Here is a 25517-nt window from a genome sequence, read left to right as displayed (position 1 = left end):
GTGTAAAGAATTATCCATGACTGAGCCCAGCGAACTCGTCTATATGAGTGCAAAACAGGTGGCCGAATACCTCGATCTGAATGAGAAAAAGGTCTATTCCATGGCCAACGACCGCATTTTGCCCGCGACAAAAGTTACAGGTAAATGGCTATTTCCAAAGATATTGATAGACCGCTGGGTCATGGACTCTTGCCATAGCGGCATGCTGTCGGATCGCATGCACATCACCGGCAGTGACGATCCGCTGCTCTCTATGTTGGTGGCACGCCTCATGTCTAAGATCGGCAAGAGCGATTTGATCAGCTATAGCGCTACCGGCTCGCGTATGGGGCTGGACCTGCTGTCTCGCGGCTATGCCGATGTCTGTACTCTGCATTGGGGTAATGTCGAAGAGCGCAATATACGGCATCCGGCGCTACTCAAGGGCTATCCCAACCACCAGCAATGGGTCATGGTACACGGCTACACTCGCCAGCAAGGTCTGATGATGCGCAGTGACATGCACCACAGGTGTCAGGAAGAAGACAAGGTGATCTCGCTTCCGTGGCGCTGGGTGGGCCGTCAGGCGGGCGCCGGCAGTCAGCAGCATCTGGAACATTGGCTTTTGAAACAAGGCGCTAGCATCACTCAGCTTAATCCCCAGATAACCGCTTACAGTGAGCGGGAGCTGGCGGGCTTTATCGCCCGCAACGAAGCCGATATAGGTTTCGGTTGTCAGTCAGTCGCTCTGGAGAGTGGCCTGAGCTTCGTACCTCTGGTGACCGAATCATTCGATTTTGTCATGCCCCAGGGGATCTACTTCCGCCGCCAGTTACAGGCGCTGTTTGACCTGCTGGGTAGCCCTCAAGCACGCCAGTTGGCGGCGCAGCTGGGCGGCTATGATCTCAGTCAGTGTGGCCAGATGTTATGGACGGCGCACTAAAGCAAGGGATCTTTTTAGCTCTTTCACCTCACAAAGCTAAGGCGATGGGTTAGTATGTAAAGCATTGTTGGAGTAAACCCTTGCAGGCAAGCTGATGGAAGCAGAGTTAAACGAGATCCAAAACTTCTTAGTCCAGTATCCACCGTTTAACGCCTTGCCCGAAGAGGTGGTCAGCATGGTGAGTCATCATGTGGAGATCGCCTACTACCGCCAGGGCACGCCCATCATTCACTTTGGCGACCAAATCCACGACCTCTACATGGTGCGCAGCGGGGTGGTAGAGGTATATCGCCGTAAGGGTGAGTTGTATAACCGCCTGGACAGCGGCGACCTATTCGGTCAAATGGGACTGCTCACCAATAACAAGGTGCGCTTTCCGGTTACTGCCATCGAAGACACCTTGGTCTATTGCATCTCTGAGGAGATCTTCCAGCAGCTGTACGAGCAACACGATACCTTTGCCGACTTCGTCGAGGTAGAAGACAATGCCCGCCTGCGACAGGCGGTTTCAAACTCCAACGTTCAGAACGATTTGACTACCTCAAAGGTGAGTACCCTGCTCACCCGTGACGCCCCCTTCATCCATAAAGGCGAAAGCATTCAGCAGGCCGCCATCCTGATGGCACAAGAAAATGTCTCCTCCCTGTTAGTCATAGATCCAGACTTACTGGACGACGAAGAATCAGATAGCTCCCCGCTGATGGGGATCATTACAGACAGAGATCTCTGTACCCGGGTGCTGGCAGAAGGGATAGATCCCTCCTCTGAGCTGGCTAACGTGGTCACCCCGGAGCTGATTACCCTTGACCACAACGCCTATGTCTATGAAGCCATGCTCACCATGCTGCGTTACAACGTGCACCATCTGCCGGTATTCAAGGGACGCGACCCCATTGGCATAATAGAAGCCACAGATATCGTCCGCTACGAGTCGCAAAACTCGCTGCTGCTGGTCAGCAGTATCTTTCAGCAACAAAGCCTGGAAGAGCTGGCAATCCTATCGACTCAAGTGAAAGACAGCTTTGTACGCCTGGTAAACGAAGACGCCAACTCACACATGGTCGGCAGCGCCATGTCTGTGATTGGCCGCAGTTTTAAACAGCGCATACTGGAAATGGCCGAAGAGAAATTGGGGCCACCACCTATTCCCTACTGCTTTCTGGCACTCGGTTCCATGGGGCGGGACGAACAGCTGATCGTCACAGATCAGGACAACGCCATCATACTGGATGATAGCTTCGATAAAGCAAAACACGATGAGTACTTTAGCCAGCTGGCCACCTTTGTCTGCGACGGATTAGATCTCTGTGGCTACAGCTACTGTACTGGCGACATCATGGCGACTAATCCCATGTGGCGCATGACCCGCAAAGAGTGGGAAGAGTGCTTCGCCGACTGGATAGATGACCCCAACCCTAAGGCGCTGCTTAACGCTTCAATCTTTTTCGATCTCGATGGTGTCTATGGCCGCCTAAAGTGGGCCGAACAACTCAACGGCTTTATCGTGCGCCGGGCGCGTAAGAATAACCGCTTTCTGGCCTGCCTGGCGCGTAATGCGCTGAATCGTACGCCGCCACTGGGCTTCTTTAAAGACTTTGTGATGGAGAAAGATGGCCGCCATAACAACTCCATCAATCTCAAACGCCGCGGCACGGCGCCACTGGCCGATCTGATAAGGGTGCACGCCTTGGCGGTAGGCTCGCGATCGCGCAACTCTTTCGAGCGTTTGGACGACATTATCAATGCCAGCATATTACCCAAGGGCCGAGCCCAGGATCTGCGTGATGCCATGGAATTTATCTCTATGGTGCGTATTCGCCACCAAGCTTTTGATGTCGAGCAAGGCATAGAACCAGATAACAATATAGAACCTGAGCATCTGTCCGATTTTGAGCGCCGCAACCTCAAAGATGCGTTCCAGATCTTGAGTAACGCCCAGAATTTCCTCAAGTTCCGCTACAACGCTAGCAACCAATTTAAGTGAGTCCAGCATGCTGAAGAAGCTATTGTCGCCCCCAAGCATCGACTGGCTGGGCAAGTTTGAGCAGAAGCTTAAGACCACTCAGCACAGTGGGCTGCTGCAGTACTATAGTACGCCATTGCCCGACCCACATACGCCGCTGTCTGAGATCGAGTTTCTTGCCATGGATTTTGAAACCACTGGCCTTAACCCCGACAAAGACGATATTGTCAGTATAGGCACAGTGCCTTTCACCTTAAGACGGATTTTTCTCAATCGCGCCCAACACTGGACCGTAAGACCTAGGGACAACCTGGCCGATGAGTCGGTGATCATCCATGGTATCACCCACAGCGACATTCTCGATGCACCGGATCTCTCCGCCATCTTCGAGCAGGTACTGCAGCAGATGGCGGGTAAGATAATGGTCGTGCATTGCCAAGCGATCGAACGGCAGTTTTTCGAACGTGCCCTGCAGCGGCGAATTCACCAAGGAATAGAGTTTCCGGTAATAGATACCATGGCGCTGGAATCGCGCATTCAGCAGCTAAACCATGGCGGTCTGTGGCGACGACTCAAGGGTGAGAAACCCGGTTCGGTAAGGCTCGGACTGAGCAGATTGCGTTATGGCTTACCCAGCTATCCTCCCCACCATGCCCTCACCGACGCCATCGCCAGCGCCGAACTGTTACAGGCACAGATCGCCCATCATTTCGATCCCAACCGTCCCATCAAAGACTTTTGGTGCTAGTTCTGGTGTTAGTTCTGGCAATAAAAAAGGAGGCTCAATGGCCTCCTTTTTATAACGCTGAGTCGTGACTAGAAGCGTTCGGTTCGCATACCCTTGAGCAGGCTGACACACATCAAGAGCAATATCACGGTAAAGGGCAGCGCAGTCGAGATAGCGCCGGCCTGAAGCGCCTGAATCGCCTCAGTGCCGCCAATCCATAGCAAGGCAATCGCAATCGCCCCTTCTAGTAAGGCCCAGAACACACGTTGCGGCACGGGTGCATCTATCTTACCACCCGCGGTAATGCTGTCGATCACCAAAGAACCCGAGTCCGATGAGGTGATAAAAAACACCAATACCAAGACCACGGCGACAATGGATAACAGTGTGCCGAACGGCAGCACATCAAACATCTGGAACATAGCCAAAGGCACATCGGTTAAGCCCTTGGTACCGAGCTCACCCACCTTGTTGACCACCTGATCGATCGCCATACCACCAAATACCGACATCCAAATCAGGGTGACAAAAGTCGGCACCAGCAGGACTGCGGTAATAAACTCACGTACGGTGCGCCCTTTAGATACTCGGGCAATAAACATACCCACGAAAGGAGACCAAGAGATCCACCAAGCCCAGTAGAAGACAGTCCAGCCTTGGAACCACGCCTCATCTGTACGCCCATGAGGATTACTCAGGGGAATGATATTTTCTACATAAGCCATCAGCGTCGTCGGAATCGTCCCCAAGGAGACTGCGTAACCTATCATGGCAACCATGATAAGCAGCACAAAGGCGACTATCATGTTGACATTACTGATCACCTTAACGCCACCATCTATGCCTCTGACCACAGAGACCACTGCCAGTAGGGTAACGGCCACAATCACAATGATCTGCAACCCGATACCAGCATCCAAACCGAACACATGATGGATACCACTAGCGGCCTGCTGTGCCCCCAAGCCTAATGAGGTCGCCAGACCAAACAGGGTAGCCAGCACAGCCAAGATATCGACAATATGTCCCGCCCAGCCCCAGGCTCTATCCCCAAGTAATGGGTAAAAGATGGAGCGAATAGAGAGCGGCATCCCCTTGTTATAGGCGAAAAAGGCCAATGACAGCGCGACGACACCATAGATGGCCCAAGGGTGTAGACCCCAGTGGAACATAGTGGCACCCAGAGCCATTTTTGCCGCCTCTGGTGTGTAGGCCTCAACCCCTAAGGGCGTTTCATACCAGCCGGTAAAGTAGGCTACTGGTTCGGCCACACTCCAGAACATCAGGCCGATTCCCATCCCTGCTGCAAACAGCATAGATAGCCAAGAGAGGAAGGAGTAGTCTGCCGTCGCCTCGTTTCCGCCTAATCGGATTTTACCGTAAGGAGAAACAATTAAGCCTAAGCAAAACAGTACAAAAACATTGCCCGACCAGATAAATAACCAGTCGAAGGAACCAATAATTTTCCACTTGATACCGTCCAGCACAGACTTGGCCGTCTCGGCATCAGTTATCAAGGTGGCCAGCAAAAAGGCGGCAATGAGACCTGCGCTGACCCCAAACACGGGGTTATGCACATCAAAACCCCACTTCTGCACATTATCCTGGCCGATCGTATAGTCGGTACTTTCTATGCTGTATTTATCAATACCTTTCGTCATCGATTCTCTCCGTTAAAACCTCAAAGAATCACCACCAGGCAATCATTTAGATTTGACTAAAATGATTTGAACTCATAGCAATATGGTAGGAATAATCGCATCTATTGTAACGCCATAGACGCTTACGTCCAATAGATCCCTATTTTTTAGCCAATTAATGACACAAAAAGGTGCTACAACGTCTATTAAGGACACAGTCACTACCATGACTCATTGTTTGAGCACTAACAATAAGGCTTGCTTTTGCAATAGATAAACATGCAGTAAAGAGACAAGCCAGCAGCACACTGACACTCTCTTCTATCGACAAATCACTTGAAAGCCCGATTGCGCCACCGCTACTATCAAGGTCACTCACTTACGTCGATTAAAAGGACAAGGATGCAAAACACCATACTCATCACAGGCGTTGGCAAACGCATAGGTCTCTACCTGGCGCAGGCATTTATTGCTCGGGGAGACAAGGTGATTGGCACCTATCGTCGCCACTATCCCAGCATAGAGACTTTACGAACCCAGGGCGCCGATCTCTACCCTTGCGACTTTACTGACCAAATCCAAATTGATGAGCTGATAGCGACATTGCTGCAGCATTATCAAAGTGTAGATGCTGTGATCCATAATGCTTCACTCTGGCTAAGCGACGATGATCCTTTAGGTGCCGATAAAATTATTGAACAGATGATGCAGGTACATGTGTATGCCCCTTACCAACTCAATCAGGCATTAGCGCCGCTGTTGCAGCGACAAGATAAACTGACCGATATCATCCATCTGACCGACTATGTGGCACAAAAGGGCAGCAAGAAACATATCGCCTATGCAGCCAGTAAGGCGGCGCTGGAAAACATGACCCTCTCCTTCGCCGCTAAGCTGGCACCCAAGGTAAAGGTAAACGCTATTGCACCTGCACTGATCTGTTTCAACGAGCAAGATGACGCCGACTATCGTGAAAAAGCGTTGGCCAAGTCGGTATTGGCCCGAGAGGGCGGTGAATTAGAGGTGTTACAGGCGATCGACTACTTGATGCAGAGTCAATATATTACCGGCCGTAGCTTGGCGCTGGATGGCGGCAGGCACCTCAAATAGCCGCTTTAAATGACCACTGAAACAGCAGGGCAAACTCAGGTACCGATCAATCATTGAGGCACAAAAAAGCGAGGCTCATGCCTCGCTCTCTTTAATCACAGCAAGCGTAAATCGACACTTACTCCCGACATACAGGGCAAGCAGTCTGCTTAGGGAGCTTCATTTCACGAAATTCCATGGTCATGGCATCTATCATCAAAATACGACCACTGAGGGTTTTCCCCATCTTAGTCAATACCTTGATCGCCTCGACCGCCTGCAGACAGCCTATCATACCGACCACAGGTGCCAGGATACCTGACTCGACACAGGTCAGCTGCTGATCGCCAAATAACTTGCTGTAGCAATGATAACAGGGGCTCTGCTCACCATAATCAAACACGGTTACCGTACCTTCCATACGAATAGCAGCGGCAGATACCAGGGGGATCTTGTACTTAAAACAGGCCTGATTCAATTGCTCGCGCACCACGATATTGTCAGTGCAATCCATCACCAGATGATGCTCGGCTACCAGCGCCAGGATCTGCTCATCATCGAGTACGGCGTTGATGGTCTCAACCTTTAGATGAGGATTGAGCTGTAGCAGGGACTCTTTTGCCGATTCTACTTTAGGCTGACCTATGTTGGCGTCATGGTGCAAAACCTGACGCTGCAGATTGGACAGTTCCACGGTATCGAAATCCACCAGGGTCATCTGACCCACCCCGGCAACCGCCAGATATTGTGTCGAGGCGCAGCCTAAACCACCGGCACCTATCACCAGCACCTTGGCTTGCTTAAGCCGCTCCTGCCCCTCGAAATCCATCGCCTTGATCGAGATATGACGGCTATAGCGTAATATCTCCTCGTCGGAGAGGATATCCTCTTGTGTGTTAGGCTCCATCGCCATCCTCCCTACAGTGCCAGCACTGAGTTGAAGGGCTCAACCGTGACCAGGCTGCCCTCAGGGGTATCACCCTGTTCCTGGGCCAAAATAATGAAGCAATTCGCCAGACTCATAGAGGTGAGCATGCCAGAGCCTTGGCCGCCGGTAACACTTACCTCGACTTCGCCCTGGGCGTTTTGACTGAGCACACCGCGCTGGTATTCGACACGCCCTGGGAACTTACGCAGATTGCCCTTAAGTTTGGCCTGCAACTGCAACGGCTTCACCTGAGGCAAACCCTGCATCTTGTTCAGCAAAGGCCACACCAGCTTATAGAAGGTCACCATAGAGGAAACAGGATTACCCGGCAGACCACAGAATACCGCCTGGCCGAGACGGCCAAAGGCAAAGGGTTTACCTGGCTTGATGGCTAGCTTCCAAAAAGTGATCTCTCCCTCTTCGTCGAGGATCTGCTTAGTATAATCGGCATCCCCGACGGAAACGCCACCCGAGGTGAGCACCATATCGGCATTGGCTGCGGCGTGACGAAAAGCCCCACGGATCGCCTCGGGATCATCTTCAATAACCCCAAGATCCATCCACTCCACATTGGCGCGGCTCAGTAACCCCTGAATGCTGTAACGGTTTGAGTCATAGATCTGACCCGGTGCCAACTCGCTGCCCACTGGACGCAGCTCATCACCGGTCGAAAAGAAGGCAACCTTGACCTGACGAGTCACCCGAACTTGATTTGCCCCTATGGTCGCTAGCACCCCCATCTCGGCAGCGCCTATCTGAGTTCCGGCGCAAAGCACTTTAGAATGCTTCTTCACTTCTTCACCGCGAAGGCGCACATTGGCACCTAACGCCTTGGGCGCCTCGATAACGATGTCGTCACCATCAACCTCTACCTTCTCCTGCATCTGCACTGTGTCATAACCCGGTGGCACTGGTGCACCCGTCATGATACGTACACAGGTATTAGCCCTGGCTTCCCCCTCAAAAGGATGCCCGGCAAAGGACTGACCTATCAAGGTGAAACGATTTCCCTGAGCCAGATCCTCGAAGCGGAAGGCATATCCGTCCATTGCCGAGTTATCGAAGGGTGGCAGATCTATGCTAGACGCTAAATCTTCTGCCAACACACGTCCCAAGGCGTGGGGCAGCTGCACCATTTCCGACTCTTCCAGCGGACGAACTTGTTCCAATAGCTTGATGATGGCTTCATCGGGATGCATTAGGCTGGGTTTTGCACAGGGATCGGCTTGCATAGACATAATGTACCTTAGCGTTAACTGTAGGATATGAGTAAAAGCGAATATTGCCGCTCATTATGCCACGCTCAGATCAGAAGACTATGATCTCAACGGCAGTTTTTGGCGGCAGCCAGCCCCTATTTAACCAAAAACAGCCACCAACTCCTACTGCCTCTATACGACTTATCCCTAAAGGCATAGATCAGCGCTAACCTATGCCGAAGTATTTGCCTTTAACCTTAACTTGTTGAGGAACATCTTTTCTCCCATTCGAGGGTTATCTGGCTATATGGGGGTTATGACCTTGATTTCTATACCCTAAAACCTAAAGACAAAATACTCATCCTTCCAATAGGATGGTCAATGCAACAACACAACCGAGCGATATAGCACCGGGCCTCGAACGATAATTATTTGTATTTAAAAACATTAAGTTAAGTAAATATGGTTGCAATTCATCGGCGGCTTAAACACAATAGCCGGGCATAAAAAGATGACCACAACGAGGATGTAACTATGCTGGCACAAACGATGATAGATCAGTTGAACGCGCAAATTAATGTGGAGTTCTTCTCCTCTAATCTCTACCTGCAGATGAGCGCCTGGTGCGAAGACAAGGGCTTTGAGGGTGCCGCAAAATTTATGCGAGCGCACGCCGATGAGGAGATGCAGCACATGCATCGCCTGTTTACCTACGTAAGCGAAACTGGCGGCATGCCACTACTGGGCGCCATTGAGGCTCCTGAGTCACAGTTCGACTCACTGCTGGCACTATTTGAATACACCTATGAGCATGAGCAGATGATCACCAGCAAGATCAACGCCCTGGCTCACACCGCCTTTACCAATCAGGACTATTCGACCTTTAACTTCCTGCAATGGTATGTGTCTGAGCAGCATGAAGAGGAGAAGCTGTTTAAATCTATCGTCGATAAGATCCGTCTGGTTGGCGAAGATGGTAAGGCGCTCTTCTTTGTCGATAAAGATCTGGCGCAGATGGCGCAGCAAGAGTCTGGCAGCGTGATGACTGCAGGCGAATAAGCCGTCAGCGGGGTCAACTGGCCCCGCGTTCTGCCGTTTTAGGACTGAAGCACAGGGCTGGTTTTTACCATGCCGCGTAATATGGGTTCTATCGCCTCCAGCGGCATTGCCTTTGAAATCAAATAACCCTGAACGAAATCACAACCCAACCCCTGCAGAAAACTACGTTGAGATTCGGTTTCTACTCCTTCCGCCACCAGGCGCATATCCAAGCTCTGCCCCATGTTGATGATCGCCTTGATCAGGTTGGCATCCGCCCTATCCTCCATCATGTTGTAGACGAAACTCTTATCTATCTTAATCACAGAGATGGGGAACTGCTTGAGGTAGCTGAGGGAAGAGTAGCCCGTACCAAAATCGTCCAGATAGATCTCGACCCCAAGATGACGAATGGCCGTTAAAGCTTTAAGGGACAGTTCGGTATCGGCCATCAGGATAGATTCGGTGATCTCTATATGTACATATTGAGGGGCCACATCATACTTCTGCAGCAAGCCGTTGAGCATACAGGCAAAATGATTTGGATCGCTATGGTTGAGCTGACGACTAGAAACGTTGATGGCCATGTCGATCATCAGTCCCTGGCTATGCCAATGACTCAAATCCCGCAGCGCCTGCTGGATAACCCACTCGCCTATGGGTTCGATTAACCCGGTCTCCTCAGCAATGGGGATAAACTCATCGGGCGACACGAGTCCCTTCTTGGGATGATGCCAACGCAGCAGCGCCTCAACGGCTACGCCCTCACCACTACTGGTCTCGACAATCGGCTGATAATGCAAGCAAAACTCATGTTGCAGTACGGCGCTGCGTAACGACTGTTCCAGCGTAATACGTGCTAACATATTACTGTTCATGTCGGCAGAGAAATAGCCGAAACAGTTACGGCCATCCTGTTTAGCCTGATACATGGCGGTCTCGGCGTTGCGCGTTAACACCTCCACACTACTGCCATTACCGGGATAACAGCTGATGCCGACACTAGCGGAGATCAACAGCTCGTTGCGATTGATACCGAAGGGCGAGGACAGATGCTGCAAGATCTGCTTTGCACGCTGCTCTATCTCCCCTTGATGTTGAGTATGCCCCATCACCACCACAAATTCGTCACCACTGAGACGCGCCACGAAATCGTGTTGCTCAAGCAATGACTCAAGCCTGGCGGCGGCAACCTGCAGAAGCTCATCACCCACCGCATGGCCATAGATATCGTTAATGTATTTAAACCTGTCCAGATCGATAAATAGCACGGCCACGGCGCAGCAACGCTGCTCGGCGAGTTGTAACATCTGCGACAACTTGGCGTTATAGAGCTGACGATTGGGCAAGTTGGTCAGGGCATCATAGTTAGACTTGTACCAGATATCCTGTTCATATTTCTTGCGATTACTGATATCCAGGAATAGACCTATGTGTTGCACCACACGCCCCTTGTCATCCTTTACTACCGTAATGGCGAGGTATTCGGGATAGATCTGGCCATTCTTTCGCTTGTTCCAGATCTCCCCCTGCCACTTACCATACTGCTTAAGTGACTGCCACATCTGCTCGTAAAAGTGGCGGGGCTGCTGATGAGAGTTGAGAATCGCCGGACTGCGCCCCTTGACTTCCTCCAGGCTATATCCCGTGATCTGAGTAAAGGCGGGGTTAACCGCCTCGATAAGGTTATCCCTGTCAGTAACGACAATGCCTTCGGTGCAATACTCAAACACCGCAGAGGCCAAAGAGAGTTCGCGATTGGCCTTCTGACGCTCGCTCAACATAGCGTTTAACGCCATCGACATCTTGGCCACCTCATCATTGCCATCCACGGGCACAGAGAGTTGCAGTTGGGTATCCTGCGCCATACGCTGCATCAAAGAGGCGACCGTACCGATACGGGTCACCAGATTATTGACAATAATTCGCCCCAAGATCACCAAAAATAAAAAGTTACACAGGGCCGCCACTATGCCTAACAGCAAGAGTAACTCAGCCTCACGCCCCTGACGTTCAGCGACTCGGGCGATATTGCTACTCAAAGTTAAACTGGCTTGATTCATCAGCCCCAAGGCATCGCTGGATAATACCCACCAAGATTCACTACTGACGATAGGTGCTTGCTGTTGCAGCTGTGCCAACGCAGCTAACATAGCTTGATCTTCTGTGCCGGAGCGGAGCAGTTCAGGCAGTGGACCAGCATTCCCCGCCCGCTTGTGTGCCCGCTCGGCATCGACCGACTGACGATACTGCTCCACCGTACTGGCAATGGTTTGCAGTGCCTGACGCTGATGCAAGGTGAGGTAAGGCAAGGTTTGAGCCTGTTGTAATAGCGCCTGAATCGCTAGGCTATCTTCGGCAAACAGCAGCAGGTGAGCCTCTTCACCCGAGAGCAAGAAATCCTGATAGTGATCGATCAATCCACCAAAGCCGAGTCGATTCCTAAGTTGGTTCGCCATAGAGATCAGACTTACCTGTCCTCTCACTCGCTCCTTAATCTCATTCAGCTCCTGAAGCGCTTCGTTATCTAGGGTCTCCTCGACTAAGGCGCGGTCGGCGGCAGAGGTTGTCGACAACATCTCATGAAAGGCATCAAGCAGATCATTTTTCATCGCGTACTGAGAGAGATAGGCTTGAGAGTCCAGGCTGTCGGCAGACAAGAGGCGATTCATCAGATCACGATCTTTTCCCACCAGCTCCTGCAACTTCAACATATGGATTAGATCGTTATAGGCCTTAGCCAGTTGAATATTTTGCACCTGAGATTGAATCTGAGAGATGAGCACCAAGAGGTGTTGAGTAAACTCGCTGTAATAGTTAAAGCTTACGCCCTCATCGCCCCTGTCGATATCCTGGCGAATCGTCTTTAGCCGGTCGGCTAAGGCATGAATGGTTGCGACACTCTGCTGCAAATTAACGCTGGGCCGGTCAACATCATTGAGGGAGCGATTTAAGGCGGCAATGTCGGGCGCATCTAACAGCTCATGCAACAGCTTGTCTGTTTGGCTTCGCTGAGCTAAAAGACGCTGCTGAAACTGAGCCCCCTGACTGGCGACTATGCCCGCAGACAAGCCACGTTCATTTTGCAGAGCAAAGATCAATTTCTGGCTCTGCTCGGTGATCACAACACCAAGGGCGTTACGCTGTGCCGTCTGCTGGCGTTCAACAAGATCGAACATACGCAAGCTGCCGAAGATCAACAGCAGCAACATAGGGATAGTCGCCAGCAAAATTAACTTCTGGCTCAGACTATACCGATTCAGCATAGATGACATCTAAAGCGCTCCTTGCTCGATAACCACAAAAGCAGACGCTACGAAAAATAGGGTCTGAGAGTAGTAACATAGCCGAACGTTGGCGTCATACCTATTTCACCAAAGTCTAATCTAGGTCACGAAAATAGAAGCACTAGGATACAATGTATACTAAGTTGTTATTTTTAATTGGCATTTAGGGAAGCGAATAAGAGAACGGCTACCGATACCAACAAACAAGAGACATGCTTATCCCTGATTGTCGATGAATTGAACAGGGGTTTTAGCTTATATTTTTAGCTTATATTGATAAACAAAGAGCCAAATATTGGCTCTTTGTTTATTTTTAATTAACTCGCTTTTAATTAACTCACTTTCTCAAGCAAAGACTTACGATAGCAGACGATATCTTCTATGGTCAGTACCGGCATCTGATGCTGCTGGCCGAAGGCGATGATCTCAGGCAGTCGCGCCATGGTGCCGTCGACATTGGTGACCTCACAAAGCACACCAGCAGGCTTAAGGCCGGCCAGCTTCATCAGATCTATGGTGCCCTCTGTATGCCCGCGGCGGGTCAATACACCACCCGGCTGTGCCCTTAGTGGGTAAACATGGCCAGGACGTGCAAGGTCGCTTGGCTTGGCGTCATCGGCTATCGCGGCCTTGATGGTAGTAACGCGATCGGCGGCAGAAACCCCGGTTGTCACCCCAACCTTTGCCTCGATGCTCACAGTAAAGGCGGTGCCATACTGACTGGAGTTGTCTTGAACCATAGGTGGCAGGTCCAGCTGTTTTACCCGTTCGTCGGTCAGACAGAGACAGACAATGCCGCTGCATTCACGGATAAGCAGGGCCATCTGCTGATTAGTAAGATGCTCGGCGCTATAGATAAGGTCGCCTTCATTTTCGCGATCTTCATCATCGACCACCAATACACCTTGGCCGGCACGCAGCGCCGTTAAGGCAGCTTCGACACGGGTAATGGCATCACCAAAAGGAGAAAGTAGAGACTGATTCATGGTTAAATCCTTAGTAAGACTAATAAAATGGTTTTTTCCAGAATCAGGGCATGCAGAAAATGGCTGCGCCAGGATGAGACTCCCAGACTCGCCGAATAAGAGGTGTACAGACGCAAGCATCATCCAGGCATTCGCCAGGCTGCTCACGGTCACGCTATCTTATATTCTCTTTCATCCGGACTTAGTGCACCTAGGTGCTCATTACCGTCGGCTCTGGAATAGGTGGCTAGTCGCGCACGTCACCAGATCTGCTGACCCTATCCCACTGGGATAGGCGCTCGCGGGCTTACATCTTATAAGATGATCACCGCCGGTGGGGAGTCTCACCCCGCCCTGAGAACTTACTTTCCATCGCAGGAAAGCGCCGCTATGGTGCGCCTAAATCCACCAAAGTACAAGTCCAAGGGGTGACAAGTGTAAGGCAGATCACCTAAGCTCATGCTTCAAGCTCAGCTCTCTTTTTGCTAATACAAGGTCTGCCCAATGCCAGGGATAAATCCCCCCATCGCCCACAAACACCCCCATCGACTCAAGCATCATGGCGGTGAGCGTATTGATAACTACTTTTGGCTCAGAGACGATACTCGCCAGTCTCCCCAGGTATTGGCACATCTTGAGGCGGAAAACCGCTACCATGAAGCCTGTTTTGCTCCCTTTAAGCCTTTGCAGCAACAGCTGTTTGACGAGTTGATCAACCGTCTGGACAGGGATGAGTCGAGCGTACCCTATCGCTGGCACAGCCATTGGTATTACAAGCGTTATCAAGGCGATGGGGAATACCCGCTATTTGCCCGAAAACCTGTACAGGAGGGCGATGAACAGCTGCTACTGGATGCCAATCTTAGAGCGGAAGGCCAGGAATTTTATAGCCTGGGAGCTCTTAGTGTCAGCCCCAACGAGTCCTTGCTCGCCATCAGTGAAGATACCCTGAGTCGGCGCATCTACACCATCAGCATTAAACGCCTGGACACCGATGAATGGCTCAATGACACGCTAACTGATACCGATGGCGAAATAGTGTGGGCCAACGATAACCGGCACCTATTTTATATCGCCAAAGATCCGCAAACCCTATTAGGTAATCGTGTCTATTGCCACCGTTTGGGTGAGCCACAATCGAGCGACCGTCTGGTCTATGAGGAAAGCGACGACAGCTTCTATCTGTCGATTTCAAAAAGCCTGGATGAGTCGCGTATCTTACTGACTCACGAGAGCACAACCACCAGCCAAGTCTCGGTGCTCAATGCCGATCTGAGTAATGGGCAATTTGAGCCTCTACTGGCGCGTGAGACCGGACACGAATACTCGGTGGCCAAGCGCGGCGATGAGTATTACATACTCACCAACTGGCAGGCGGTCAACTTCCGTCTGATGAAAGCCAAGGAAAGTGAGATCGGCGATAAAAACCGTTGGCAGGAGGTGATCGCGGCCGATGACGCTCGCCGCCTGGAAGATCTTTTAGTACTGAGAGACTATCTGGTGGTGCAGTATCGCCATCAGGGACTGAGTCAAATACGCATCTTGCCCCTCAACGGCCAACCTGAGTATGAGCTTGCCTTCGACGACGCCGCCTATGTGGTAGGGCTAGACGTCAACCCCAGCCAGGATAGCCATTATCTGCGGATCTACTACGCCAGCCTCTCTACACCCGAGTCCATCTACCAACTGGATCTTTCCCAGACAACGGCCAGACAATTGTTGAAGCAGGAGAAGGTTCTCGGTGGTTTCGACAGCCAAGACTATCAGACTGAACGACTCTTCATCGATGCCAGAGACGGCGCCAAGGTGCCAGTGACCTTAGTGTATCGCAAAGACACCTTCCGCCAGGATGGCAGCAACCCCTTGTATCAATATGGTTATGGCGCCTACGGTTACACTATAGAACCAGATTTCGACAGCGCCATTGTCAGTCTGCTGGATCGAGGCGTCGTCTATGCTATCGCCCATGTGCGTGGTGGTGAGATGCTGGGACGCCCCTGGTATGAGGCGGGCAAACTCATGCACAAACAGAACAGTTTCAACGACTTTATCGATGTCACCCAAGCCTTAGTTGAACAGGGCTATTGCGCCAAAGATAAGGTGGTCGCCAGCGGTGGCAGCGCCGGTGGACTGCTAATGGGAGCCGTGATCAACCAGGCTCCACAGCACTATTTTGCTGTCGGGGCCCATGTACCCTTTGTCGATGTCGTCACCACCATGTTAGATGAATCGCTGCCACTAACCACCAATGAATATGATGAGTGGGGAAATCCTAACGAGGCCGAGGCCTACCACACTATGCTGAGCTATTCGCCTTACGATAACGTCAGTCGGCAGGCCTACCCTCACCTGCTGGTGACCACAGGGTTACATGACTCTCAAGTACAATATTTCGAGCCCGCCAAATGGGTCGCGAAGCTTAGAGAATATAAGACTGACGATCATCTACTCTTATTTCATATCAATATGGACGCGGGTCATGGCGGCAAAAGCGGCCGCTACCGTCACTATGAAGACACGGCCGAAGAGTATGCCTTTTTCCTCGGCCTGCTGGGGCTGGCGTAATATGACCCAGACAGCTGCTCCGCTATGGAGTCTTTATATGATCCGCTGCGCCAAGGGACAACTCTATACCGGCATCACCACAGATATAGACCGCCGTTTCAAGGAGCATAGCGACAACGGCCCCAAGACCGCCAAGTTTCTGCGGGGCAAGGGGCCCCTGGCCTTAGTCTACCGTGAACAGGTGGGTAGCCACTCGGCGGCACTAAAGCGTGAAATAGCCGTGAAAAGGCTCACAAAAACACAAAAACTCGCACTCATACAATTTGATGCAAATACCGAAAAGCCATGACATCTATGTGGATAAAAAACTAAAAATCATAGATTAAGGGTGAAACAAACCAAATAGCCAAACCCAAAGAGATATTAATCAAAGATTTAACACAAGCTAAACACCTTTACTTCCCCATAACAAACCTCTATCTTAGGCGGGCGCGTTTATGTGGAAAAACAATGAAATTACTAAAACAAGCAAAGGCGATGGGAATGCCTGCGCAAGACAGTTACCAGGGACGCGGCTTTATTGGATTACTATTGATTCTGCTCTGTCTGCACCTCGTGCTGTTAGACACCACGATCAATCTATCCCTGTTTAGATTCTTTAACGGCATCGCGGCTTTTGCGCCCGTAGACCTGCTCCTGCTCATCACTGATCTTGGTAATGGCGTCACCTTAGGGGTGATCACCCTCTGCTGTCTGATCAAGCGCCCCGAGCTGCTAATCAGGGTCATTATCGCTAGCGTACTGTCGCTGATTTTGGTACCTCTGCTAAAACAGACCTTTGACGCTCCTCGCCCAGCCGCATTGCTGGAAACCCTGAATATTGTCGGCGAAATCCGTCTCACGCACAGTTTTCCATCTGGCCACACCGCCACCGCCTTTCTATTTGCCGGTACCCTGTTTTTTGCTTACAAGCAGACACAAATCAAGCTATTGGCAATCAGTTTCGCCGCCCTGATAGGTCTATCCCGCATTGTTGTGGGGGCTCACTGGCCAGAAGATGTGGTGATGGGCGCCTTCGTCGGTCTCTTTTGTGCCTACGCCGCGGCGCATTGTCCCGAAATCAGCTTATCTCAGCGCCACAAGGCCCTCATTCTGAGCTTTCTCTGGTGTGTGTTAGTCGTAAGTGAGTTAGACAAGAGTTTCGATAAAGAGGTCACTTGGTCAATCCTGACATTAAGATGGGGACTACTGAGCACGGCCGCAATCTTGATCTGGCGAGAGTATGGCACCGCGCAACGGGTTAAACGCTGGCTAGCCACACAGAGCTAACGCTTAAGGTAACATTCACGCTTTCTTCACACTTTGCAGCCTACACTAGGCGCTTATTAGATGAAGAGATATGTGATGTTTCAACCAAATCAGACACTGACCAGCAGGGACAGTCCGCAGGCATTGACCACTGACCGCAACCACTATGGCATGCTGCTGTTCCTCTTCGGCATCCTGATGCTGCTCTGTTTGAATAAGGAGCTCAACCAAGGGCTCTTTGCCGCCATCAACGGCCTGTCACCACATCTTCCTCAATGGCTGCAACTTGGGATTACCGATTTAGGCCACGGCAGCACCTTAGGCACCATAGTGCTCATCTGTCTGCTGCGCCGCCCAGAGTTAATGCCCAGAGTATTAGTCGCTAGCCTGCTATCGATGATCTTAGTGCCACTGTTGAAACAATATTTTGATGCCCCTAGACCCGCTGCGACCCTCGATTTTCTCTATATCGTTGGCGAAACGCGCCTGAACTACAGTTTTCCCTCGGGCCACAGTACCAGCGCCTTTCTATTTGCAGGCACCCTTCTCATGGTGGCGCAGCAAAATAAAATTAAGCTGGCACTCCTGTTCGGAGCGAGCCTGATCGCCCTATCGCGCATCTTAGTCGGTGCTCACTGGCCAATCGACACACTGGCTGGCGCCTTGTTGGGACTTAGCTGCGCTTATCTGGCTTCGTTCGTTCCTCTACTGCGCGTCAGCGACAGGCACTGGCGAATCATCTTAGGCATACTACTTATCACCCTGATGGTGTGCCAGTTTAAAGAGACTTCATCGCATATGGCGTGGCAGATCATTGGACTGCGCTGGGGATTGCTGATGCTGGCAACGGCACTGCTGATCAGACAGCAGCTGAGATCTCAGCAGCAATTGACACTAGGTAAATGGGCGAAAGCCTGACCCACTTGCCTAATAGTAAAGGGGTGGGCAGCGGCTAACCAAGGACTCAAATTCAGACCTTAGATTAGCCTCTGCGCCGGGAAGTCCTAGCCTTAGTCTATGCTGACCTGGCCCTGAATATTGTCGAAGCTAAGGCTGCCAGAACCCGCCTCTATGATGTGCAAACCTTGAGAGCCCGCGACGCGAATACCGCCTGAACCATCATCTATGGTCACCTTACCCTCAACCTCTCTTACTTCGATGCCACCAGAACCGTCTTCAATCGTCACATCACCCTTGACCAACGCTATGCTAAGGTTACCTGAGCCGTCATTGATATCGATATCCCCCATCACATTAGTCAGGGTAATACTGCCAGAACCATCGTCGATACTGAGCTTTTTGCCACCGTCGATATCTATCGCTCCAGAACCATCTTCAATCTGCATATCCGCCAGCACGCCGCGAATCGCTATGGCACCTGAGCCATCATTAATATCCAGCTGCATGTGGGCTGGCACCTTGACCACGAGGTCTATGTAAGGAGAACGGCTGCTCGAAAAAGAGAGTCGGCTGAATGAGTCGAAGTTAGCAACCAGCTTAGCCTTGTTACCAGAACGAACTAAGGTTAATTGTGGCTCGGCGCCGTCATAACCATAAATGTCTGCATCCAAAGTAATACTCTCTACCGACGCATCTCCGATCACCTTCAGGGCACCGGCACCGGTGTGCGCCACCAGGGTATCTAATTCACTCGCTGCCAATGTCAATTGCACCTGCTTGTGATAGTCGAAGCTATCCCTTCCCGCGCTATTCACATTCACAATACATCCTGTGAGTCCGAAAATCAGAGCCGTAACCATAGCCAGTGAGCGAGCCAACATAAAAACCTTCCTTAATATCTGCTAAAAATTCCAAACGCCGCAGCGCTTTGCTAGCTCATCTAAAGCAGATAGCATGCCAAAAGTTATCTAGTTGTTTTTAATATGTTATTATCCATTGGGTGGCATTTCGCTAAGGATATATCACCATCTCAATCGTGGGATTAGTTACTATTTAGTGAAATACATCATCAACTTATAAGGCAAAGGCATGGACTATTTAACCCTCAACCGAACAGCCTGGAACCACAGAACCCTAGAGCATCTGGACTCAAGCTTCTACGATGTGGATGGCTTTCTTGCCGGCAGCAGCTCGCTGCAGGAGATAGAACTGGCCGACCTGGAAGTGAACGGGAAAAGCCTATTGCACCTGCAATGTCACTTCGGCTTGGATACCCTCTCCTTTGCGCGCATGGGTGCCAAGGTAACAGGGGTGGATCTCTCCGATACCGCCATCCATCATGCAAGACGACTGGCCGATGCCTGCCAGCTAACCGCTGACTTTGTCTGTTGCGATCTTTACGAGGCCGCCGATCGACTGCAACAACAATTTGATATCGTCTATACCTCCTATGGCGCCCTTTGTTGGCTACCGGATCTCAGCCGCTGGGCCAAGCTGATTCATCAGTCGCTAAAGCCCGGTGGCCAGTTTTATATGGTGGAGTTTCACCCGGTACAGGCGCTGATGGAAGGCTACAGCTACTTTGCCCAGCAAGAGCCAGATGTGGAGGAGGAAGGCACCTATACGGAAAATGCCAGCGACAACAAACACACCATGGTGACCTGGCCACACTCTCTGGCCGATGTGATAAACGCTTTAGTTGGCGCAGGGCTGAGAATCGACGCCATACAGGAATATCCTTTCAGCCCCTATGACACCTTTGACAATCTGGTGACGGGTGAAAGTCTGGGACTCCCAAGTGACAGACCCAGATATTATCAATTGCATCAGGGCAAGCCCATTCCTCTGGTGTTCAGCGTGTCGGCCAGCAAACCCGAGTAGCGAACTTTTCCTTGGAATAAAAAAAGCAGGCTAAGCCTGCTTTTTTGTTTAGTCTCGCAGCACGGGATAAACCCTGTACTGCTTGTCATAGTAAGGGCTACGCTCATAGAACCAACGCAGTCTCACCTCGGCGTCCTTGGCGAATTCAGGATCTTGTAACGCGGCCTCAAACTCGGCCGCTAGGGCTGGATCTTCTTTCAGCATCTTAACCGCCAAAGGCTCTACCGCATAATGCTCGATATATTCGGTACGGGTAAATATGGGATTAAAGAAGCCCCACTGTAGCAGCGAGTCGGGTGATTGCGGCTCCAACAAGAGAATGGCCAGATCGCCGAGTGGCTGCTGTGTGCTGATCTTTACAGTGCCAGCAGGCAGCTCAAGCTTCGTCTTATGGCTCGATACGGGCGCAGAGACCCGCTGGCGTCCCTCGTAATCCTTAGCGGCAAACGTCGGCTCCCCAAATTGATATTGGGTCAGGGTCAACTCGGTAGGCTGCTCCAAACGCGTCATGCGTATGCCATGAATGCTCAGGCGCTCGATCACCTCTTGCCACTGGGGTGGAATATAGTAAGCCGAAGGGCGATTCACCTTAATCTCTGCCTGGGTATTACCGATAACGGGTAAATTCTCATATAGCTTGGGCTCGCCGGTCCAACGCACTACCGTCTCACCACTAATGGGACTCTGCTCCAGGCGATAGTCGATCCCCTTGAAGTCCCATCCTTTAGGCTGCTTCTCCGACTGCCAGGTCAGAGTGATACGATCGCTATAGCGGTAGCTATCCTGCTTGATGGCACTGCGCAGCGACGTGCCCTGCTCACCTAAGATCTCCAGAGTAGATGCTAGCATCACATAGGTGCCGAGTACCCGCTGCTTAAAGGGCTTAAGGCTGTGATTTTCGATCAATATGGTGGGCAGATGGCGTGCGTCACCATAACCGTTTGAGTAACGTGGGCTCGCATTCCACAGGGACATGCCCTGACTCATGTCGCGATTGTCGATGGCAAACACCAAAGGGCCGGGCACATGCCCTTGAGCTGTCAGCGCCTGTTCGACCAAAGGTCGATACTTATCATTGAGCCAGCGATAACTGGCCGGGCTAAGTCCCTGAGCCAGGTTGTAGCCAAAGGTGACGTCATATTGATAGTCGATACCGTCGGTAACATGCACATCGATATAGAGATCCGGCTGCCAGCGATTAATCGCCGCCAACATATGCTGCATCTCTAAGCTATCGGCCTTGGCATAGTCACGGTTGAGGTTGAGGTTGTTGGCCGTGGTGCGCCAGCCCATCTCCACCGGGCCTCGTTGATTCACGCGATTAAATTGCCCGCTACGCTCATGGGCATCGACGCTGAAAATAGGTACAAACAGAAGATTCGCCCCATCTAGCAGGGCCTGCTTATCTCCCATAACCATGTCGCGCAGCAACATCATGCCCGCATCCTTGCCATCAATCTCACCCGAGTGAATACCTGCCTGCACCAGCAAGCTGGGCTTGCCGTTAGCCAGCATCTCCTCAGGAGTATTAACGCCCTCTTGCGATGCCACTATCATCCAGATATCCCGCCCCTGAGGGCTCTTGCCCAGCGAAACCTTGTGCAGCTTGTCGCTGGTGGCAATCAGCTTATCCAACCAGCTAAAGGTCTCGTCATAGTTGGGGCTGGTTTTTAATCCCCCTAACTCGAAGGGCGTTGCCCAAGGGTCATCCAATCCACGCAGCAAGGTCTCGCTAGCCCCCTGCCAAGTGATGGTCGGCGGCAGGATGGCATCATTAACAAAAGTACTCTTTAACGCGGGTTGAGCCACTTGTGGATCGCTGGTTTCTGCCATGGCAGATGCGCCGAAGGCGGCAAGGCAGAGAAGTGTAGCGCGAGAATATAGGGACATCTTAGATTACCTAACGGCTTATTATTAGCCGATTATCTTTCAATAAATAACCTGCAAGTGCAATACCTTAGGCAATAAAAAGCCCGGCTTAAACCGGGCTTTTTGATTAACTCGCTAACGCTTATTCTTCAGAGGGTGACTCAGCAGCTTGTTGCGCCGCACCCTTTTTCTCGCGCTTACTAAAGATACGCTCGACGATCACGAAGAAGATAGGGATAAAGAAGATCCCCAGGAAGGTCGAACTCATCATACCGCCCAATACACCTGTACCGATGGCGTTCTGACTGCCCGAACCCACGCCCGAACTGATCGCCAGCGGGACAACACCAAGACCGAAGGCCAGTGAGGTCATCAGGATAGGACGCAAACGTACCCGCACCGCATGCAGAGTTGCCTCCACCAATCCAGCGCCCTTATCGTAAAAGTCTTTGGCAAACTCAACGATCAGGATGGCGTTCTTGGTTGCCAAGCCCACGGTCGTCAGCAGACCCACCTGGAAGAATACGTCATTGGGCAAACCGCGACCATTCATCGCCAGTAAGGCACCGATAATCCCCAGCGGTACCACTAAGATCACCGCGAAGGGTACAGACCAGCTCTCATATAGAGCCGCCAGTACCAGGAAGACCACCAGAATAGACAAGGCATACAAGGCTGGCGCCTGGTTACCCGAGAGACGTTCCTCATAAGAGAGGCCGTTCCACTCAACACCAAATCCAGGTGGTAACTTAGCCACCATAGCTTCGATGTCAGCCATAGCCGCACCCGTACTGTAACCCTGAGCCGTACCACCCTGGATGTTCATCGCAGGTAGACCGTTGAAACGCTCAAGACGCGGTGAACCGTATTCCCAACTGCCAGTTGCAAAGGCAGAGAATGGTACCATCTCGCCCTGACTGTTACGCACATACCAGGTATCAAGATCTTCTGGCTGCATGCGGTATTCGGCATCGCCCTGTACATAAACTTTCTTCACACGACCACGATCGATGAAGTCATTTACATAGCTACCACCCCAGGCGGTCCCCAGGACACTGTTCACGGCGTCGATGTCGATGCTCAAGGCGCGAAGCTTAGCGTGATCGACATGAATACGATACATAGGCGCATCTTCCTGACCGTTAGGACGGACGCCCACCAGGTTTGGATTTTGTGCAGCCATACCCAGCAACATGTTACGGGCTTCGAGCAGCTTATCATGACCTTGACCATTTCTATCTTGCAGATAGAAATCGAAACCGTTTGCCGTACCCAGCTCGATCACCGCAGGTGGCACGAAGGCAAATACAAAGGCTTCTTTAATCTGCGAGAACATGCCCATGGCTCGTCCAGCAACAGAATTCACATCCTGTCCAGGCCCAGTACGCTCTGACCAATCCTTCAAGCCAATGAAGGCAATACCCATGTTTTGCCCACTACCAGCAAAACTGAAGCCCGATACGCTAAACACCGACTTAACACTATCTCCCGTCTCATTGAGATAGAAGTCAGTGACCTTATCCATCACATTTTTGGTGCTTTCCTGAGTAGAGTTGGTCGGCAAAATAGCCTGGGTAAACAAAATACCTTGGTCTTCGTCAGGCAAGAAGGCTGTCGGCATGCGCATGAAGATCCAGCCCACAGCAACGGTCAGGGCCAGATAGATCAACATGACACGTCCGGCGCGCTTGATCATCGCCGCGACACTCGCCTCATAACGCGAGGTCATCTTGTCGAAGCTACGGTTAAACCAACCGAAGAAACCAGTTTCGATGCCATGGTGCCCTTTAGCAATAGGTTTCAACATAGTGGCACACAGGGCCGGCGTCAGAATAATCGCTACCATCACGGAGAGCGCCATCGCCGATACAATAGTCACTGAGAACTGACGATAGATAACACCGGTAGAACCCGACATAAACGCCATAGGCACGAATACCGCCGACAGTGTCAGACCGATACCCACCAAGGCGCCGGTGATCTGATCCATCGACTTCTTAGTGGCCTCAATAGGGCTCAAACCCTCTTCTGACATCACACGTTCGACGTTCTCCACCACCACGATGGCATCATCCACCAGCAGACCGATGGCCAATACCATAGCGAACATGGTGAGGGTATTAATTGAGAAGCCGGTTGCCGACAAGATAGCAAAGGTACCGAGCAACACCACAGGTACCGCAATAGTCGGGATAATGGTGGCGCGAAAGTTCTGCAAGAAGAGGTACATGATCACAAACACCAGGACCACAGCTTCTAACAGAGTATGCACTACGCCCTCGATCGATTTCTCAACGAAAGGAGTTGTATCATATGGGTAAACGACTTCAAGCCCCTGAGGGAAGAAGGGTTTCATCTCATCAACTTTTTCACGCACTAGCTCGGCGGTCTGCAAGGCGTTCGCACCGGTAGCCAACTTGATGCCTATACCTGCCGCTGGGCGGCCGTTATAGAAAGACTCGACCGAGTAACTCTCTGCACCTAGCTCGACACGCGCAACATCTTCGAGGAAAACCTTGGCACCAGAAGTGTCCGACTTGATGATAATCTTCTCAAACTCTTCTGGCGTCTGCAGACGACTCTGAGCTGTCACAGTAGCATTTAGCTCCTGACCCGCAATGGATGGCGCCCCCCCAAGCTGACCGGCAGATACCTGAGCATTCTGCTCACGAATCGAGGCTATGATGTCAAGGCTGGTAAGGTTGTATTGCGTCAGCTTAAGTGGGTCGAGCCATATACGCATGGCGTACTGAGCACCAAACAGCTGGATCTCACCCACACCCGCGACACGACTCATAGGATCCAAGACATTGGAACCCACGTAGTCAGAGATATCATTCTTGTCCAAAGAACCATCTTCTGAAACAAAGCCCAATACCATCAAGAAACCCGAGCTGGATTTGTTAACCTTAACCCCTTGCGCCTGCACTTCTTGAGGTAACAGAGGCATAGCAAGTTGTAACTTGTTCTGCACCTGAACCTGAGCGATATCAGGATCTGCCTCGGCATTAAAGGTCAAGGTGATCTGAGCATTACCAAAGCTGTCACTGGTTGACGAGATATAACGTAGATGGTCAATACCCGTCATACGTTGCTCGATCACCTGAGTCACAGTATCTTCCATGGTTTTAGCTGATGCGCCTGGATAAACAGCACTAATCGTCACTGTTGGCGGCGCGATACTCGGGTATTGAGACACGGGAAGCTTCATAATAGAAAGCACCCCGGCCAACATAACAATAATTGCAATCACCCAGGCAAAGATAGGGCGATCGATGAAAAAACGAGCCATAACT

Annotated in this window: 18 protein-coding genes and 1 riboswitch; of the genes, 10 read left to right on the top strand and 8 right to left on the bottom strand. The window is 51.3% G+C overall.

Annotated features, from left to right (window positions below):
• Nucleotides 1-16: 16 nt before the first annotated feature.
• The 3 genes from L2712_RS15205 to L2712_RS15195 all read left to right on the top strand — a co-directional run bounded on the left by L2712_RS15205 (nucleotide 17) and on the right by L2712_RS15195 (nucleotide 3633).
• Nucleotides 17-922 carry a substrate-binding domain-containing protein gene (locus tag L2712_RS15205; RefSeq protein ID WP_033538902.1) on the top strand — a complete coding sequence of 302 codons (906 nt, stop codon included), beginning with the start codon at nucleotides 17-19 and terminating at the stop codon, nucleotides 920-922.
• Between the two features lie 94 nt (nucleotides 923-1016).
• A complete protein-coding gene (locus tag L2712_RS15200; protein ID WP_248978271.1) occupies nucleotides 1017-2906 on the top strand; it encodes a putative nucleotidyltransferase substrate binding domain-containing protein in 1890 nt (629 codons plus the stop codon).
• A gap of 7 nt (nucleotides 2907-2913) precedes the next feature.
• Nucleotides 2914-3633, top strand: coding sequence for a 3'-5' exonuclease (locus L2712_RS15195; protein ID WP_033538904.1), 720 nt, complete (start codon nucleotides 2914-2916; stop codon nucleotides 3631-3633).
• Between the two features lie 68 nt (nucleotides 3634-3701).
• Here the strand turns inward: L2712_RS15195 and L2712_RS15190 are convergent, their stop codons facing one another.
• The gene (locus L2712_RS15190) at nucleotides 3702-5273 is read right to left on the bottom strand and encodes a BCCT family transporter (RefSeq protein ID WP_248978270.1); all 1572 of its coding nucleotides are present in this window, start codon (nucleotides 5271-5273) and stop codon (nucleotides 3702-3704) included.
• A 381-nt stretch (nucleotides 5274-5654) separates the two neighbouring features.
• On the opposite strand from L2712_RS15190, the gene folM reads away from it, so the two are divergent.
• Nucleotides 5655-6362 carry a dihydromonapterin reductase gene (folM, locus tag L2712_RS15185; protein ID WP_088903488.1) on the top strand — a complete coding sequence of 236 codons (708 nt, stop codon included), beginning with the start codon at nucleotides 5655-5657 and terminating at the stop codon, nucleotides 6360-6362.
• Between the two features lie 118 nt (nucleotides 6363-6480).
• Here the strand turns inward: folM and moeB are convergent, their stop codons facing one another.
• Entirely contained in the window at nucleotides 6481-7248 is a 768-nt protein-coding gene (gene moeB / locus L2712_RS15180) for a molybdopterin-synthase adenylyltransferase MoeB (protein WP_428848621.1), read from the bottom strand.
• An 11-nt stretch (nucleotides 7249-7259) separates the two neighbouring features.
• Nucleotides 7260-8507, bottom strand: a complete 1248-nt coding sequence (gene moeA / locus L2712_RS15175; RefSeq protein ID WP_248978268.1) for a molybdopterin molybdotransferase MoeA — start codon at nucleotides 8505-8507, stop codon at nucleotides 7260-7262.
• Nucleotides 8508-9002: 495 nt separating this feature from the next.
• On the opposite strand from moeA, the gene ftnA reads away from it, so the two are divergent.
• Nucleotides 9003-9527 (top strand): non-heme ferritin, encoded by a 525-nt coding sequence (ftnA, locus tag L2712_RS15170; RefSeq protein ID WP_033538909.1) that lies wholly within the window; start codon nucleotides 9003-9005, stop codon nucleotides 9525-9527.
• Nucleotides 9528-9565: 38 nt separating this feature from the next.
• Here the strand turns inward: ftnA and L2712_RS15165 are convergent, their stop codons facing one another.
• A complete protein-coding gene (locus L2712_RS15165; RefSeq protein ID WP_248978267.1) occupies nucleotides 9566-12781 on the bottom strand; it encodes an EAL domain-containing protein in 3216 nt (1071 codons plus the stop codon).
• A 344-nt stretch (nucleotides 12782-13125) separates the two neighbouring features.
• The gene (gene ribB / locus L2712_RS15160; protein ID WP_033538911.1) at nucleotides 13126-13779 is read right to left on the bottom strand and encodes a 3,4-dihydroxy-2-butanone-4-phosphate synthase; all 654 of its coding nucleotides are present in this window, start codon (nucleotides 13777-13779) and stop codon (nucleotides 13126-13128) included.
• A 159-nt stretch (nucleotides 13780-13938) separates the two neighbouring features.
• A riboswitch (FMN riboswitch) is annotated at nucleotides 13939-14124 on the bottom strand.
• Nucleotides 14125-14262: 138 nt separating this feature from the next.
• On the opposite strand from ribB, the gene L2712_RS15155 reads away from it, so the two are divergent.
• The 4 genes from L2712_RS15155 (at nucleotide 14263) to L2712_RS15140 (ending at nucleotide 18489) form a co-directional block, all read left to right on the top strand.
• The gene (locus tag L2712_RS15155; protein WP_248978266.1) at nucleotides 14263-16323 is read left to right on the top strand and encodes a S9 family peptidase; all 2061 of its coding nucleotides are present in this window, start codon (nucleotides 14263-14265) and stop codon (nucleotides 16321-16323) included.
• A 1-nt stretch (nucleotide 16324) separates the two neighbouring features.
• Entirely contained in the window at nucleotides 16325-16612 is a 288-nt protein-coding gene (locus L2712_RS15150) for a GIY-YIG nuclease family protein (RefSeq protein WP_346347570.1), read from the top strand.
• A 161-nt stretch (nucleotides 16613-16773) separates the two neighbouring features.
• Nucleotides 16774-17592, top strand: a complete 819-nt coding sequence (locus L2712_RS15145) for a phosphatase PAP2 family protein (protein ID WP_248978265.1) — start codon at nucleotides 16774-16776, stop codon at nucleotides 17590-17592.
• A 75-nt stretch (nucleotides 17593-17667) separates the two neighbouring features.
• The gene (locus tag L2712_RS15140; RefSeq protein ID WP_248978264.1) at nucleotides 17668-18489 is read left to right on the top strand and encodes a phosphatase PAP2 family protein; all 822 of its coding nucleotides are present in this window, start codon (nucleotides 17668-17670) and stop codon (nucleotides 18487-18489) included.
• 92 nt (nucleotides 18490-18581) lie between these two features.
• On the opposite strand, the gene L2712_RS15135 is transcribed toward L2712_RS15140, so the two are convergent.
• Nucleotides 18582-19292, bottom strand: coding sequence for a DUF4097 family beta strand repeat-containing protein (locus tag L2712_RS15135; RefSeq protein WP_346347569.1), 711 nt, complete (start codon nucleotides 19290-19292; stop codon nucleotides 18582-18584).
• Nucleotides 19293-19560: 268 nt separating this feature from the next.
• On the opposite strand from L2712_RS15135, the gene L2712_RS15130 reads away from it, so the two are divergent.
• The gene (locus tag L2712_RS15130; RefSeq protein WP_248978262.1) at nucleotides 19561-20352 is read left to right on the top strand and encodes a class I SAM-dependent methyltransferase; all 792 of its coding nucleotides are present in this window, start codon (nucleotides 19561-19563) and stop codon (nucleotides 20350-20352) included.
• A 48-nt stretch (nucleotides 20353-20400) separates the two neighbouring features.
• Here the strand turns inward: L2712_RS15130 and L2712_RS15125 are convergent, their stop codons facing one another.
• Together L2712_RS15125 and L2712_RS15120 are read right to left on the bottom strand one after the other, a co-directional pair.
• Entirely contained in the window at nucleotides 20401-22242 is a 1842-nt protein-coding gene (locus L2712_RS15125; RefSeq protein ID WP_248978261.1) for a M14 family metallopeptidase, read from the bottom strand.
• Nucleotides 22243-22363: 121 nt separating this feature from the next.
• Entirely contained in the window at nucleotides 22364-25513 is a 3150-nt protein-coding gene (locus tag L2712_RS15120; protein WP_248978260.1) for an efflux RND transporter permease subunit, read from the bottom strand.
• Between the last annotated feature and the right edge of the window lie 4 nt (nucleotides 25514-25517).

The sequence above is a fragment of the Shewanella marisflavi genome, assembly GCF_023283925.1.
GTDB classification, from domain to species: domain Bacteria; phylum Pseudomonadota; class Gammaproteobacteria; order Enterobacterales; family Shewanellaceae; genus Shewanella; species Shewanella marisflavi.
The sequence above is the reverse complement of the archived record's forward strand: the minus strand, read 5'-3'. Positions and strand labels throughout refer to the sequence as shown.